General features: G+C 52.0%; 12 protein-coding genes. 2 read left to right on the forward strand and 10 right to left on the reverse strand.

Translation table 11 applies throughout. The features are described 5' to 3' along the window. Positions 1-28: 28 nt before the first annotated feature. From MKX98_RS20195 to pxpB, 3 genes are read right to left on the reverse strand one after another with little or no spacing between them, the layout of a single operon-like run. On the reverse strand, positions 29-787 hold the full coding sequence (locus MKX98_RS20195; RefSeq protein WP_194543324.1) for a 5-oxoprolinase subunit PxpA: 759 nt from the start codon (positions 785-787) through the stop codon (positions 29-31). Between the two features lie 6 nt (positions 788-793). After that, positions 794-1,795, reverse strand: a complete 1,002-nt coding sequence (locus MKX98_RS20200; protein ID WP_194543325.1) for a biotin-dependent carboxyltransferase family protein — start codon at positions 1,793-1,795, stop codon at positions 794-796. Then, positions 1,792-2,511 carry a 5-oxoprolinase subunit PxpB gene (gene pxpB, locus MKX98_RS20205; RefSeq protein ID WP_194543326.1) on the reverse strand — a complete coding sequence of 240 codons (720 nt, stop codon included), beginning with the start codon at positions 2,509-2,511 and terminating at the stop codon, positions 1,792-1,794. The genes MKX98_RS20200 and pxpB overlap by 4 nt, the downstream gene beginning before the upstream one ends. Before the next feature lie 234 nt (positions 2,512-2,745). Between pxpB and MKX98_RS20210 the strand changes: the two genes are divergently transcribed. Beyond that, a complete protein-coding gene (locus MKX98_RS20210) occupies positions 2,746-2,922 on the forward strand; it encodes a hypothetical protein (RefSeq protein ID WP_181469919.1) in 177 nt (58 codons plus the stop codon). 164 nt (positions 2,923-3,086) lie between these two features. Here MKX98_RS20210 and MKX98_RS20215 read toward each other — a convergent pair whose 3' ends face one another. From MKX98_RS20215 to yqeK, 7 genes are all read right to left on the reverse strand, one after another. After that, on the reverse strand, positions 3,087-4,295 hold the full coding sequence (locus MKX98_RS20215; RefSeq protein ID WP_194543327.1) for a VWA domain-containing protein: 1,209 nt from the start codon (positions 4,293-4,295) through the stop codon (positions 3,087-3,089). Between the two features lie 3 nt (positions 4,296-4,298). Continuing rightward, the gene (locus tag MKX98_RS20220; protein WP_339218070.1) at positions 4,299-6,671 is read right to left on the reverse strand and encodes a DUF5682 family protein; all 2,373 of its coding nucleotides are present in this window, start codon (positions 6,669-6,671) and stop codon (positions 4,299-4,301) included. Further along, positions 6,650-7,753, reverse strand: coding sequence for an AAA family ATPase (locus MKX98_RS20225; protein WP_339218071.1), 1,104 nt, complete (start codon positions 7,751-7,753; stop codon positions 6,650-6,652). Before MKX98_RS20225 ends, MKX98_RS20220 begins: the two co-directional genes overlap by 22 nt. 15 nt (positions 7,754-7,768) lie before the next feature. Further along, positions 7,769-9,631 carry a HEAT repeat domain-containing protein gene (locus MKX98_RS20230; protein ID WP_339218072.1) on the reverse strand — a complete coding sequence of 621 codons (1,863 nt, stop codon included), beginning with the start codon at positions 9,629-9,631 and terminating at the stop codon, positions 7,769-7,771. Positions 9,632-9,657: 26 nt separating this feature from the next. Beyond that, positions 9,658-11,088, reverse strand: coding sequence for an SWIM zinc finger family protein (locus MKX98_RS20235; protein WP_339218073.1), 1,431 nt, complete (start codon positions 11,086-11,088; stop codon positions 9,658-9,660). A gap of 287 nt (positions 11,089-11,375) precedes the next feature. Next, positions 11,376-12,107: a metallophosphoesterase family protein gene (locus MKX98_RS20240; protein ID WP_339218074.1), complete on the reverse strand. Its 732-nt coding sequence runs from the start codon at positions 12,105-12,107 to the stop codon at positions 11,376-11,378. A gap of 22 nt (positions 12,108-12,129) precedes the next feature. Then, positions 12,130-12,765 (reverse strand): bis(5'-nucleosyl)-tetraphosphatase (symmetrical) YqeK, encoded by a 636-nt coding sequence (gene yqeK, locus MKX98_RS20245; protein WP_339224533.1) that lies wholly within the window; start codon positions 12,763-12,765, stop codon positions 12,130-12,132. 438 nt (positions 12,766-13,203) lie between these two features. On the opposite strand from yqeK, the gene MKX98_RS20250 reads away from it, so the two are divergent. Further along, the gene (locus tag MKX98_RS20250) at positions 13,204-14,460 is read left to right on the forward strand and encodes an extracellular solute-binding protein (protein WP_339218075.1); all 1,257 of its coding nucleotides are present in this window, start codon (positions 13,204-13,206) and stop codon (positions 14,458-14,460) included. Positions 14,461-14,525 lie beyond the last annotated feature (65 nt).

Genomic DNA, 14,525 nt, shown 5'->3' on the forward strand with positions numbered 1-14,525 from the left:
CGGGTCACGAAAATCGTACCAGCTTTTATTATAGCAGTGCTTGAACGCTTACGCCTTCAGCTTCAAGCCGTGATCGCAAGGCGCTCGCGAATAGCGTTGCATGCGGTCCATCTCCATGAATGCAGACGGTATCTGCCGCAATGGGGATCACCTTGCCGCTCAGGGTAACTACCACTTTGTTTTTCACCATTCGGACTACTTGCGTGACCGCAGCTCCGGGATCGGTTATGATGGCATCCGGCAGATGTCTCGGCGTGAGTGTGCCGTCATCCTGGTAGGTACGATCCGCAAACACTTCACTTGCTGTGCGAAGCCCTGCCTTCTCCCCCGCTGCGATTAACTCGCTGCCTGCCAACCCATACAGAATGAGAGTTGGATCGATATCCTTGATTGCCGATGCAATCGCATCCGCAAGGGCTCTGGATGTCGCTGCCATATTATACAGGGCACCGTGAGGTTTTACATGCTGCAGCCCGGACCCTTCCTGTATCGCAAAAGCCATCAAAGCTCCAATCTGATAGGTTACCATATCATAAGCTTCGGCAGGCGTAATCTCCATTCTTCTTCTTCCGAAGCCGGCCAGATCGGGCAAGCCCGGGTGCGCGCCGATTGCGGCACCACTCTCGATCGCTTGACGGACCGTTGCCCGCATGACCGCCGGATCGCCTGCATGAAATCCGCAAGCGATGTTGGCCGAAGTTATACTGCGAAGAAGCTCCGTATCATTGCCTAACCTGTAAGCACCGTAGCTCTCTCCCATATCACAGTTCAGGTCCACTCGAACCATGCTGACTCACCACTCCTTTAATTTAAGCTTGATCATGGACTCCAACATTCGAAACTCCCGAACATGAGCCGTATAGAGCTGTTCTGCTTCAGCCAACGAAATACCCGCAAAGCGAATCGCTGCTCCAGGCGACAGCTGAGCGATCAGCGAAATATCGACGGTTGCCACTTGCGCAATTTTGGGGTACCCTCCAAGCGTCTGCCGATCCGCCATTAGAATGATGGGCTGGCCATCTGCAGGTACCTGTACCGTTCCAAGGGCCACCGGCTCGGATATATATTCCTTTTCATGGGTCAATTGAAGCAGCGGACCGGACAACCTGTAGCCCATACGGTCCGATTGCGGAGTAACGGTGAACCGTTCTCCGAACAGCGCCTGCTTGCTGCCGTCGTCAAAGTCATCATATTGACGCCCTTTCAGCACACGTATCAACGTCTCCTGTCCTGGACCAGGATACCTTTCAGCAGAGACGGCCCATTTTGCGGTGAGGAAACCGCCATAATCATCAAGGTATCGTTCAGACGAGACCACAGGAAGCATAGAAAGATGGGCATGCAGCGTATCCCCCGTCTTCAACGGCCTCCCTTCATACCCGCCGATTCCGGCCCTTAAATAGGTGCTGCTGCTGCCCATTACCTGGTTGACATCAAATCCGCCCGACACCGCCATATAAGAACGGCAACCCGATACCGGCTGTTGAAACCTCAGAACACGGCCTGCTTTGATCAGCACGGGACGCCACATCGGAACCTTCACTCCTTCTATCGAGGGTGATAAATCCCCGCCGGTAATGGCAACCCACCGATCGCTATGAAATTCAACCGCAAATCCTGACCATGTAATTTCCAGAACGGCCTGATCATCCTCATTGCCAACTAGTCGATTGGCGATCCGATAAGCAGAGGTATCCATTGCTCCAGCCGTGATAATGCCGTATCTGCCGTAACCCCGTCTTCCCGCATCCTGAAGAGTCACAAGAAGTCCCGGCTTTATAACGGTTATACTCATAGACCCACTTCCCTTAACTGTTCGTATTCCTCCGCTTGAATAGGCCGAAACCGGATATATTGCCCGCTCTTCAACAGCGTTGGAGGCTCCGCTTCGGGACGAAATAAACCGAGCGGCGTCCGGCCGATAATCTGCCACCCACCCGGCGTTTCGATCGGATATATGCCGGTTTGCGTGCCGGCAATTCCTACGGATCCAGCCGGAATTTGCAGCCGGGGAGTCTGTTTCCTCGGTGTCGCAATCTGCTCCGGAACACCTCCAACATAGGGGAAGCCGGGCGCGAATCCAATGGCGTATACCAAGTAATCCTGCCCGGAATGAATACGAATGACATCCCTGGGGGTAAGGTCGTTCTGCTGAGCTACTTCCTCCAGATCCGGCCCATAGTCGCCCCCATAACAAATCGGTATGTCAACAACCTCATATTTCGTGATGTTCTTCTCTTCGGCTCCCGCCTCCATCCGCTGCTCGAGCATCGAACAGACGTAAGCAAACACGGTATCGAATCCGTCCGGTTTGCCGATCTTATCATAATCATAGTAAACCGCTACGCTCGTATACGAAGGGATGCATTCGATCCAGCCTGGAAAAGGGTTCTGCTCTATTCGTCTCGTCATAGCCGTGACCTGGCGATGCACCTTCTCACTCACGATATTTTCGAATTGTATGTGAACAGCCGAATCCCCTAAAGGGAAGAACGAATAAGACTTGCTCATAGGACATTCTCCATTCCATATGTACTGCTGATTATCGTCAATATTGAATGATTATTCCTATGATAGCAGAGAAACAGGCATCCGTTGAATATGCAATTTTATTATTTGTCGATGGAATCAGGAACAGTTGACTCTGACGGATCAGGCCAAGCGTCCATGCTGTATATCTGTATAATTTTAGGGAATGGTTGGCAAAATACTGAAGACGTACTTTGATAAGGAGGTGCCACCAACATGAGCCCACAAAACCAGAACAGTAACGAACCGACAAAAGCAGAAGTTCAAACCACGAAATTGAACAAAATGCCGATTCCAGGTGAATTCGACACTGAGATTTCTGCCGAAGAAGCAGCCGAGGTGTTTCAACAGCAGCAGCCAAACGCTGGTCATAGCTCCGAGAACCAGCAATAATACAAGTAGAAGACCTCACGGAAGATCCGTTGTTCACAGGATCGTCCGTGAGGTCTTTTTAGGTGTATTATTTACAAGTCATTCGGGTTTGTGGTTTAAATGAACCAACCACGAGACTTCATTTATGAGAGAAGGACACCCAGCCGAGCCCCGTATTCTTCCGCTTATATCCCCTTGGTGCCTAACCGCTTCGCTAGTTCGGCCAGATCATGCCCTTTCAGTGCGCCTTCCACCAGCTGCGGGAGAAGAGCAGGGGTGCATGCAAAGCAAGGTGTTCCGTCCCTGGACAGCAGCTTGGCTACCTGCTCATCATAGAACGGTTTTCCCTCGTCGGATAATGCGAGGAGACACATCGTCTTGACTCCCGCTTCCCGCAGTTCACGCATTCGCCGGATCAGCCCGGCTTGATTGCCGCCTTCATACAGATCCGAAATGATAATAAACAGCGTTTTTTTCGGTTCTTCAATAAACTGCTCGCAATAAGCGACCGATTTATGAATATCCGTTCCGCCGCCAAGCTGGATGCCGAATAACATATCCACCGGATCATTGGCACACTGCTCCGTCAGGTCAACAACTTCCGTATCGAACACGACCACACGGGTGTCTAGCGAGGGGATGCTTGCAAATATGGATCCGATAACGGAAGCCCAGATCACGGATTCCGCCATGGAACCGCTCTGGTCGATATCCACAATAACGGTCCATTCTTTGCTCCGTCTTGCCCTGTCAAAATAATAAAAACGCTCCGGCACGATCTGCTTGCGGTCCGCATCATAATTTTTCAGATTTCGCTGTATCGTCCGCTTCCAGTCAATACCGCTGAGCGAAGGAAGCGGTGTATGCTGCCTGCGGTTCAACGCCCCTGTCACAGCCCGGCGAATATCCTCCTGCAGACGCTGGACAAGCTCATCCACAACCGCCTTTACCAGCAGGCGCGCCGTATCCTTGGTTTTCTCGGGAATCTTCCCTTTCAGGGACAGCAGCGTGCCAACCAGCTGTATATCCGGCTTGACCGTAGCCAGAACCTCCGGTTCAAACAACAGCTGCTTCCAGCCCTTTCGTTCCATGGCATCATTCTGGATAATAGACACCACGTCTTCGGGGAAAAAGGTGCGGACATCCCCCAGCCACTGCGCAAGCCGGGGAGCGGACTTTCCTTGCCCGGCTGTCCGCTGCCCCGCGGCCGCACTTCCGGCTTCCGCCCCGCCGTCCGTATTATCATAAATCGCGGCCAGCGCACGGTCCATAATCATCTCTTCCTCCGACAGCTGTATGCTTCCCCCGGGGTTATAGCCCGCTAGCTGAGGTTCGGCCGACTGGCCCAGAATGAGCCGCCAACGCGATATTTGGTTGGGTTCCGGTATGCTCATCGTCTAAAAGTCCTCAAAGTCAAAATCATTCAAGTCGTCAATCATCTTCGCTTCTTCCTCCTTCAGATCGCCGGTCAAAATCTCGGCAGCCTGCTCTGCATTCACACCCCATAGCTCGCCAAGCAGCTCGGCAATCATCGTCTTCTCCTTCGCCGAAAAGCTGCTGAACGCCCGGCGCAGAAAAACAAGCGCACGAGTGAATTCATCATCCTCCAGGGACTGGATGTATTCATTCAGCTGCTCCCACAGACTTAACCGCGAGAGAAGAGCATATCGGTTCCGCATCGATAAGCCTTCAAACCATCCTGCCCCCAAATCGGCCGGAATGCCGGGGGATAATCTCCGCGACACTTCTTCGGCACACTGCCGGGCGGAAATCGCATTCCGCTCCATCAATACTGCACATGCATATCCCGACAAACGGGCGTTCAGGTCATCTCTTTCGGACAAATGCCCGAGCTCTTGCAGCCAAAGTTCCTCGTCCACCTGCTCCGCATGCTCCAAGGCGACGCTGTTCAGCTCATTCATGGCGGTTATCATTGAGCCGGATACCTCGTCGCTGCACTGGCTGCCATCGAGCAGAAACAAGCAAGCGCGCGTAAAGAGCTGCTGCAGCAGCGGTACAAGGGGCTCTGTATCCATCCGCCTGATCCCGCCATAACGGATCAGCACGGATAACTCCCGGGAAGCTGCCGCAATCTGAACGACATCGCGGCTGTCCACAGCAAGCTTTTGCAGGGTCTGCCGACCCGCTTCCATCTGATGAATCATCCCGCATTCATACGCGATACGAATCAGCGCAGAGGCTTCGGCAATCGAACTGCAGCCCGCCAGCTTTTGCTGGAGCATATAAGCGGCAGCCACCTCTACCGTCTCACCCAGCAGCGTCGATTCAACGACCTGAATTTCAACCTCCGGCGTCCATTGCACAACCCAGTGCTCCGCCCATGCTCCTTGCTCCTGCCCGCTGGGTCTGGCCTTAACAAATTCAATCCCCAGCAGCTTCAGGCGATGAAACAAAAAGGACCGGTTCAAATCGAGATACGCGGACTCTTTCGAGGTAACCCTCCGGTTCTCGCGCAAATCCAATATTAAATCGTTGGCTACAACCGATTTATACTTCTCCAGCTTCAGCCTCTTCAGCTGGCGGTTCAGGTCGTCTTGGATCGGGGTCTGGCTGACGCCTTCCGCCAGCTCGCCGACCGCCGTGCCGATCTCCACACGTGCAAGCTCCTCAGCCACGACCGCAAGTTCGCCGCGCCCAAGCAGCGTCTGGGCCGCATCCCGCAAATCCCGAAGTGTCGGGAGACTGCCCCCGTGGAGCGCTGCCAGCGACTCCGCCAGCCGGACGGCTTCGATCACCTCCGCCGTGGAGCGGTGGGTGCCGTTCTTTCTCATCGAGCCCGCCACCATGGATAAATAATGATGCGGCAATTCCGCTAGAGAACCCTCCTGCATTCGTTCCCACATCATCTCAAAATAATGGGGAGCGATATTCCCGGCACCATAACCGGAAATGGACGACAGCTTATAATAGGAATAAGGCATAAGCGTCAGCTTGGTTATCCGGGAAGGAAGCTGACTCAATTCCTCGTCGCTCATCGGGCTGGACAAATCGCGAAGAGCCGAGGCATGGTAAGCCCCGCACACGACTACGATGCGCTCGGGGTCATGCCCCGCCGCAATCGCTTCAACAATCTGGCGGCGCATATACGACTCCCGGACGGCATTGTAGGCGTATTCCACAGTATCCTTCCACCGCTCTTTCTCCTCCGACAGCTCTCGCATCTCCATGGAAAAAGCCGATATGGATTGCCGGTAAGAACCTTCGCTCAAATTATGCTCGTAGCTCCGCTCCCAGTACATATCGTAATCGTCTTCACCGGCAAGCTCGGCAATCCGCTCATATAGGGATTTTTCGTCCGGCCGACTTTCGTCCATCGGTCCAGCTGGTACCGAGTCGGAACCAAGTTCCTCGCCTTCAAGTTCTTTCACGCGCGTTTCGTCATCCGAGCTGCGGCGCAGATCCTGCAGACAGACGGCAGCAGATGAGGGCAGGTCGATAAATGCGGCATAAGCTCCGTGCTTCTGCGCCCATCTCATGGCCTGATATTCCGGGGAGTATACTGCAAAAGGCCACAGAATCGTTCGTACGGGCAGTTCTTCGGTAAACGCCAATATGGCTACCGGCGGCTTGGTTGTTGCCTGAGTCAGATTCCGTATTTCCCCGCTTGCATCCGACGGCCCTTCGATGAGCACGGCCGTGGGATTGATCTCATCCAGAAAGTCCAGTACATGCTTCGCACCGGCGGGCGACAAATGCCGAACTCCAAAAACATGTATGCCGGCAGCATTCACTGGTTGATCTCCTTGCATGCGTTATATAAGCCCCGCCACTCCGCTCCGCGTTTTTTCATAATGTTATCAAGATATTCCTTCCATACGAGCCGGTCTTTATCATCGTCCTTCACAATCGCCCCTTGAAGTCCCGCTGCCAAGTCCTCGTCCGTCAGCTCACCGCTGCCAAAGCTCGCTGCCAGCGCCATGCTGTTCGTCAGGAGCGATATCGCTTCAGCCGTCGAGATCACTCCGGCCGGGGACTTCACCTTTTCCTTTTTATCCAGCGTCATGCCGCTGCGCAGCTCACGAAAGATCGTCACGACCTTAAGCAGTGCTTCATCTGCGGGAGCAGCAGCCTGCAGATCATAAGAGGAGGCAATCTCCGACACCCGTTTCTTTACGATTTCAATTTCGGTATTCAGATCCGCTGGAGCGGGAAGAACGATAATATTGAAACGGCGCTTGAGCGCAGTGGACATCTCATTGACCCCGCGGTCTCTTGTATTTGCAGTGGCGATAATAGAGAATCCTTTCCGCGCGTTCATTTCTTTACCGAGCTCAGGCACCGATATCGTCTTTTCCGACAAAATGGAGATCAGTGCATCCTGTACCTCGGAGGCGCAGCGGGAAATCTCTTCGAAGCGGGCTATCCCTCCCGCTTCCATCGCCCGCATGATCGGACTCTGCACCAACGCTTCGGGAGTCGGGCCTTGAGCGAGCAGCATGGCATAGTTCCAGGAATAACGGACATGCTCTTCACTCGTTCCTGCCGTTCCCTGAACGACCAGACCGGAATTCCCGTAGATCGCTGCGGCCAGATTTTCGGACAGCCAGGATTTGGCTGTACCTGGTTCCCCGATCAATAATAGAGCACGGTCGGTGACCAAGGTAGCGACCGCCATCTCGATCAGCCGCTTGTTCCCGATATATTTAGGCGTGATTTCCGTTTTGCCTGCCTTGCCGCCAACAATGAATTTGAGTACGGATTGAGGCGACATCTGCCATCCGGCTGGAATGTTTCCCGAATCCTCCTTACGCAATGCTTCCAGCTCGTGACGGAACAGTAATTCCGCGGGCTGCCGCATGATATCTTGTAATTGCTCTTGTCCAGCTGCCATGGGCTATTCACTCCTTTAATTTTCTTGCTCCTTCATCATCCGGAGGATGTAACGAAGCTGATCCTCGGCGTTGTCCCGAAAGTTGCCTTGCACCGCAAGAACGCGATCATAATACATTGCCGGTAATCGGCAAAGCTGCTTGAATATAAAAGGTTCAATCATGTAGCAGTCCTGATTGCGCTTATCCTCCAGTGCGACCACGATCGCTTCAAATAACGCCTCATCCTTCATGCCGGAGCGAACAAGCCCCATAATGATCAAGTTGGCAAAACGGTTGCGGAATTCCGGCGAGTTCTTCAGTTTCGCCAGTAAATACGACTCGGCTTCGTGATGTCCCCGGCGGGCGAACGCGCTTACCAGCGCAAGCTCATCCTGCTCGATAAACAGCTCAAGCCATCTGTCATCCCAGCTTGCTTGCAGCTGCTCCTGCGGAAGCATTTCCACGTAATACGTGTAACTTTCCTTCCCCGTAAACGGCATAACTTCCTCATACGGTTTATACTGCCTATGGATAACCATATCTGACAGGGTGTCCAGAAGCCTTTTTCGTTCCTTGGCCGCGTTGCCAAGCGACGAAGAGCCGAAGCCTTGCAGCAGAACGTCCTTGTATTGTTCAAATACGCAGTCCGGCGGCAGCACGCGCGCGGCTTTTTGGAATACCTCGCGGACATATGAGCTGCTATGTCTGTATTGCTCCAAATCGTTCTCCGCGTTTTGGCGAAGCAGTTCCCTGGCTTCCTCGGAATCTACACGATTCATGTAAATGACCGCTTCATTCATAAGGTATGCCCAGCCCAAAGACTTGATATATAAGGAATACTGCTGAAGCACGTTCCGGTACAGCTCTTCGAGAGCAGAACTTTGTTTATCGTGCAGTGCCCACAAGCAGCGCTTCACCTTGCTCCAGCTCTCCTCCCGCTTTGACTTGTCATCCGGAAATTCGGAAACCGCTTGAAGCTCGGCGGACATGTCTCGTACAAGCCAATCCGTCAACAAGGCGGAGCGGCATTTGCCAAGGGCAGGGTTAACCAGCTCTTGGTCTTTTCCTTGAGCGGCTTCATACAATCGCTCCACAGCCTGCTCCGAACCGTTCTCTGCAAGCGCGTCGTATGCGGCTTCGCGGATGACTTTCTTCTTACTCTTACTCCATTCCATTAGATCAGCTTCATACTCTTCGTAGCGGGCAAGCAATTTGATCGCCATGCACCTCACCTCGTCGCTGCCGATCTCGGCTGCTTGTCGGATCAGCTCCGCTATTTCCCTGCCGCCAGTTTGGGCCATCACCTTCAGCTTGCGCGACTCCGACTTTCCGCCCGCGGGATTAAAGCTTTCCATCAGAAATGGAATGATTTCAGATCCATACGACGGCAAGATCTCATTGGCCGCTAGCTCGCCAATCTCCACATAAGGGTCATTCAACGCTTCAATCGAAAGGTATACCAGCCGGAAATCACGGAACAAGCCCTCCTTCCATGCTTCTTCTATGATCTCGTAACGGCCGCCGCCCGTTGTAGTCAGCGCTGTCTGTACAGCGGAAAGCTTGCGGAAGGATAAATTAGATGACAGTGAAACCGAATGATGGTCTACCGGATGGAGCTCTCCTTCAGGGGCTGTTGTTCCTTGTGTATGCAGCACGGAGCTCAGCAGCTGGTTCAAATCCTGAAGCAGCTGAGCCGATGAAGTCTCCTTCCCGGATTCCGGTTCGATTAAAGCGCTGATCCCTTCACCCAATCTCTTGAACACGGGAGCGCGCTCTCCCAGCTGCTGAAACTGCGGCAGCAGCCTCTTGAGGCGAAAGTCGCCGGCTGCGAGTTCGCTGCCGGCAATATATAAACGCCTAACCTCCTGGTTAAGCTCCTGCAGTAATGCCGTACTCATGGTCGTTCCTCCTTCGTTATCCCTGCTCAGTACAACAGCCGGATGATTTCGTTATTCGTAACAAGGGTCAGCGGCTGCGCCAAGAGTCGGCCCGTCGTCAGGCTGTGCTCAAACATAACCAGCATGGAGACGCCGCTCAGCTTCTCCTCCGGCAAATACCGCAGCATCGGGACCGTCGACTGTAAAAATACGTCGCCAAGGGCAATCGACTGTCCGGCTTCATCCGTGATGGCATACTGACCTTCGTCGTTCCGGCTGATCCGGGAAACATGTAACAGCATCACGGGATGGCTGTCAGCCAGCGGATTTTTCAGCTGGTTCTTCACCTTTTTAACTGCGTCAGCATAAGAGTTCGCCGCATATTCGTGAATCCAAACGAAATCCTCCGCTGTCAACGGAATTGAAGCCATCTCTTCAAAGCGGACTCGTCGGTTCATATCCCCCGGATAACGATAAAGCACTGGGACTCGGGCTTTTTCGAAAAAGCTGTCTTCCTCACGCATCAGCTTGGCGGCCTTATAGGGACGGTACTGAATCGTTCGGTGAATTTCGCCGCTGTCCTTCTGAATCCAGTATCCGATATCCACATGCTCCAGCCGTGCATCGTCGGCATAACTCAGAAAGGAAAGCTGTATCAACTCCGCCTTTTCACTTACGAGTCCGAAGCTGTGCAGCTCCGTCAGCTGCCAGGCGTGCCCCAGCCATTCCTCAATCGTCGACTCATGGTCCAGCGCCATATCCGGATCCTCAAGTTTTGAAGTCAGGTATTGTCTGCCTTTTTTAATGATTGCGTTCATAACAGCAAGCTGCCCCACCGCATATGTATAAGCTTTCTCCAGGTCTTTGTCTGACAGCACCAACGCCAGGCGGCGAAGTTCCGACTGAGCACCCGATAAATAATAGTTGCCCATCTGCTTTACATGTTCCTGGATCCGCTTTTGTTCCTTTTTATCCAATGTTCCTAATCCGTTCCGGATCAACGAGTGGATCAGCCTCTCTAATACGTCCAGGCCTTCCAGCTGCGCATTGATTTTCTTTTTTAATGCCGATTTGTTGACCTTCTTCGGTTTGGGCGATGCCCCTTCGGTTGTTTCTTTGAGCTTACGCTCTTCCCGCTTCTCCGCTTTCTCCCGTTTGGCGGCCAAATCCCCCGGCACCTCGGCGGGTGTAAACGATGCTCCGCCTGCATACGCATAGAGCAGACCAAGCACATGCTTGCACGGAAACTGCCGACTCGGGCAAGTACACCGCATAACCGGCTTCTCCGGTACCGCAAAATCGGCGGACGGCTGGTAATCGGAACTTCCGCTGCCAGCACATGTGCCAAAAAGTACGGCATGATCCACCGTATGATGGAGCTGCAGAAACCGTCCTTTTTTGACAAGACCCTGCCCATTCTTTATGGCCGCGCTATTCGGTGCTTGCGAATCGATCCATGACTCTGTAATCTCAACCAAACTCATACCCTCCTAAATCAAGTCGCTGCCGGTCATGCACAGCAAAATTATCCACTACTTTTAATCATATCGAATCTGGGCCTGACTCCCTACCCTTCTTAAGACCTATTTAAGAACACTCATTCCTATTTATTCAATCATCCTCATCCTTTATTGGATGATAAAGGAAACTGCATTAAGCGGAAGTTTTTCTTGCGAGATAAGGATGCTACGCCTTGGAAGTTTATACTTTCTTATCTCTAAAAAAAGAGCCGGCATAACCGGCTCTTCAGAAATCGATATCGTCATTAATCTTTTCTTACTTGATACCGCCCTGTTCTAACCTCGAGAATATATTCTTCAGGGAAAGGCATGCCGGATTCCAGGGCATCCTGTACGGCTTGTTCAATAGGGTAAGGCACGCGAATAAATTGAATGTTGAGAGGAGCCGGATCTTCGCTGTCATAGATTCCATCCAAAATGACATAGGAGGCCTCAGGCATTTCAAGGGGATTGCCAACGCTGCCGGTATTAAATAGCGTTCTCCCGTCCAGATGCTGGTGATATGCATTATGAATATCCCCGTAACCAGCAACGTCCGCGATTCTCGGATCCCCGCCCAGCGGGGAACTGTGAAACAAGGTTTCAAGCTTCTCCTGGCCATCCCATGGTTGTATTCGCTCGTACACGCTGCGGGGCGATGCATGAAACAACCGGATCCATTTACCGCTCATCATGAACTCAAGGATATACGGAAGATCGGCAAGATATTGAAGCCTCTCGCGTCCGAGTCTATGCTGATGCCATAGGAGGACCGGATCATCGGTTTCCTTACCTATAAAGTCGTCCCAATTCCCCTTGATGACATGCTGGCAATGGGTTCTCACCATATCAACCGCGATATCTCCGTGCGGGCCCTTGCCAATCAAGTCGCCCAGGCAGTAGATGGTTTCGATTCTGCGCTGTCTGATATCCTTCAGAACGGCTTCCAGCGCAGGGATGTTTCCGTGAATGTCGGAGATCAATGCAATTTGCGTCAATGAACCCGCCTCCAAGCTTCGTTTATTTCGAATTGCTGTGGTTATGGCTTAGTGAATCCCTTAATTCATCATATGCGTCTCGAAGCCAGGGATGGACTACCTTCAGCAATTCACGTCGATTCCATAAGTATTGAATATATTCGAATGCCGCATGATCCAGCGAGATTTGCAGCTGGTCCGTAACCTCCTCTGAATACGGGGGGATTCCCGTTTGATCCCATTCCAATTTGTCAGCGACGAACAGTACCTTGTCTAGCAAAGAAGCCTTGGATCTCAACGTCGTATGGCAACCAACAGCGTTCAATATTTCCGGTTCTGTAATCTTGAACAAATCCTCAGCCATATATGCCGATATTTTCTGATGGACGATCATGGGAAATAACTCTTCTTCGGGCAATACTTCCAAACCGATCTCACGGGATACTTGAATGCGGACATGATTCGGAAAAACGGCACTAATATCATGCAGATACCCGGCATATTCAGCAGCGTTCGGATCGGCACCATAGAGAATTGCAATTCTGCGGGCTTCCTCCCCCACTTTAAGCACATGCTCTGCTGTTTTTGGGCATTGGTGTTTCTGCAGAAAGCGGACCACGTCATTTCTAAGATTTCCGGTGAGATCGTGTCCCCCAAGCTCACGGTAGAAGCTGATCATCAAGCGATGCTTACGCGGGTCATTCACTCTTTTCACCTCACCCAATTCCTTGAATTTACCAATCTAGCACTTCATTTTCCATACAATATTAACTTATACTGAGAATAGTTTGAAGCTATTATACAAGAAAGTCAAAGAAAGGAGGTCATCCGATTCTACGCATTATCGACCAAACCCATTCGGTCAGATGATGCGGGATATCAACGTTGAGTAAGACATAACGAACCTATTGGAAGGAGGAAGCAATGATATATTAGGAAAGAATTGATCGATCCGTGATATGGCCCCCGGTTTGTCCATTTATTATTCCTTAATATGGAATGTTTCGATTTTTAGTCTAATGTTTATTAACGTAATCATATATTTTACTCACGCGAGCTTGGTAACTGAATAAGATTTAAGCATCACCGACTTCACCACGTTAGGAGGCTGACGATAGTGAATACACGCAGGATGGTTAGCTTGGGGTTACTGATTCTTGTTATGATCATCAGTGGTTGCACGGGAAATGCTTCCACTGAAAAAACGAAAACGCTTACACTCTGGTACTGGAACCGAAGCCTGGACGATGAGCTGATTAAGTCTGTTGAAAAGGAATTCCCGGGGATTCGAATCGATGCGCAAAAAATCGGTGGCGACTTCAAATCGAAGCTAAAGACAACGCTGGCGGCCGGTTCCGGTGGACCGGACATCGTCGCTTTTAACGACTGGGTGGCAGAGCTGTTTACGAGCTCGGACCGTTTCTACGATCTGTATGAGCTGGGCGCCAAGGATATTGAGCCGGATTTCCTGGATTGGAAATGGAAGCTTGGCGTTACCCCGGAAGGCACCATGATTGCCCTTCCGATCGATACGGGGCCAACGGCCCTATATTACAGGGCCGATTTGTTCGGGGAAGCCGGGCTGCCAACCGAACCGGAAGAGGTACACGCGCAGCTTGGCACGTGGGATCAATACTTCGAAGCCGGGCAGAAGCTGCAGGAGCATTTTGATCAAAAAGTGAAAATGCTCGACAACATCACCAACATTTACACGCAAATGAATGCTCAGTCTGAACGCATATATTTTGCCGAGGACAATACGTTTATCGGCGAAACTCCCGAGTCCTCCATGAAAACGGCGTGGGATACGGCGGTGAAGGCTTCCCAGATGAAGCTAAGCGCCAACGCCAATACGTCTTCCTCCGAATGGAATGCCGCCATGAACAATGGACGGGTCGCTTCCTTTGTCGGTGCGGTGTGGATGAAGGAAATATTGATGCAGGCGGCGCCGGATACCAGCGGCAAGTGGAGAGTAGCACGCGCCCCTGGCGGGGACGGCAACAATGGCGGCTCCTTCCTGGCCATTATGAAGACGAGTAAATATCCGCAAGAAGCATTTGAAGTGATGAAATATATTCAGAGTCCGGAAAATCAGGTTCAATCCTTTAAGAAGATCAACCTCTTCCCTTCCGCCAAAGACGCGCTGGATGCCCCCGTGATGAAGGAGCCCGAGGAATTTTTCGGGAATCAGGCAACTGGCGAGGTGTTCTCGGAATCTGCGCGTAACGTCAAACCTGCTTATTTCGGTGGTAAATTCGCTAATGTAAACGGCATTGTCAATCGAGAGCTGTCATCCGTTGCGCTCCAGGGCAAAAATCCTGATAAAGCCTGGGCAGACGCGCTGGCCAGAGTCAAAAAAGAACTGCTGCGCTGACCAAGGTTCTTGTTTTGCGAGGTATGGCTTTCCGATTGTTAGGAGTACTTAAATACCAACCGCTA

The sequence above is a fragment of the Paenibacillus sp. FSL W7-1332 genome, assembly GCF_037969785.1.
Lineage (GTDB): Bacteria > Bacillota > Bacilli > Paenibacillales > Paenibacillaceae > Paenibacillus_AQ.

What these genes read in the sequence shown, in the direction of transcription:
- MKX98_RS20210 (WP_181469919.1), top strand. Translation starts at nt 2,746, where the DNA reads ATGAGCCCACAAAACCAGAACAGTAACGAACCGACAAAAGCAGAAGTT.
- MKX98_RS20230 (WP_339218072.1), bottom strand. Translation starts at nt 9,631, where the DNA reads ATGAGTACGGCATTACTGCAGGAGCTTAACCAGGAGGTTAGGCGTTTA.
- MKX98_RS20195 (WP_194543324.1), bottom strand. Translation starts at nt 787, where the DNA reads ATGGTTCGAGTGGACCTGAACTGTGATATGGGAGAGAGCTACGGTGCT.
- MKX98_RS20225 (WP_339218071.1), bottom strand. Translation starts at nt 7,753, where the DNA reads ATGGCAGCTGGACAAGAGCAATTACAAGATATCATGCGGCAGCCCGCG.
- pxpB (WP_194543326.1), bottom strand. Translation starts at nt 2,511, where the DNA reads ATGAGCAAGTCTTATTCGTTCTTCCCTTTAGGGGATTCGGCTGTTCAC.
- MKX98_RS20200 (WP_194543325.1), bottom strand. Translation starts at nt 1,795, where the DNA reads ATGAGTATAACCGTTATAAAGCCGGGACTTCTTGTGACTCTTCAGGAT.
- yqeK (WP_339224533.1), bottom strand. Translation starts at nt 12,765, where the DNA reads ATGATCAGCTTCTACCGTGAGCTTGGGGGACACGATCTCACCGGAAAT.
- MKX98_RS20220 (WP_339218070.1), bottom strand. Translation starts at nt 6,671, where the DNA reads ATGCAAGGAGATCAACCAGTGAATGCTGCCGGCATACATGTTTTTGGA.
- MKX98_RS20215 (WP_194543327.1), bottom strand. Translation starts at nt 4,295, where the DNA reads ATGAGCATACCGGAACCCAACCAAATATCGCGTTGGCGGCTCATTCTG.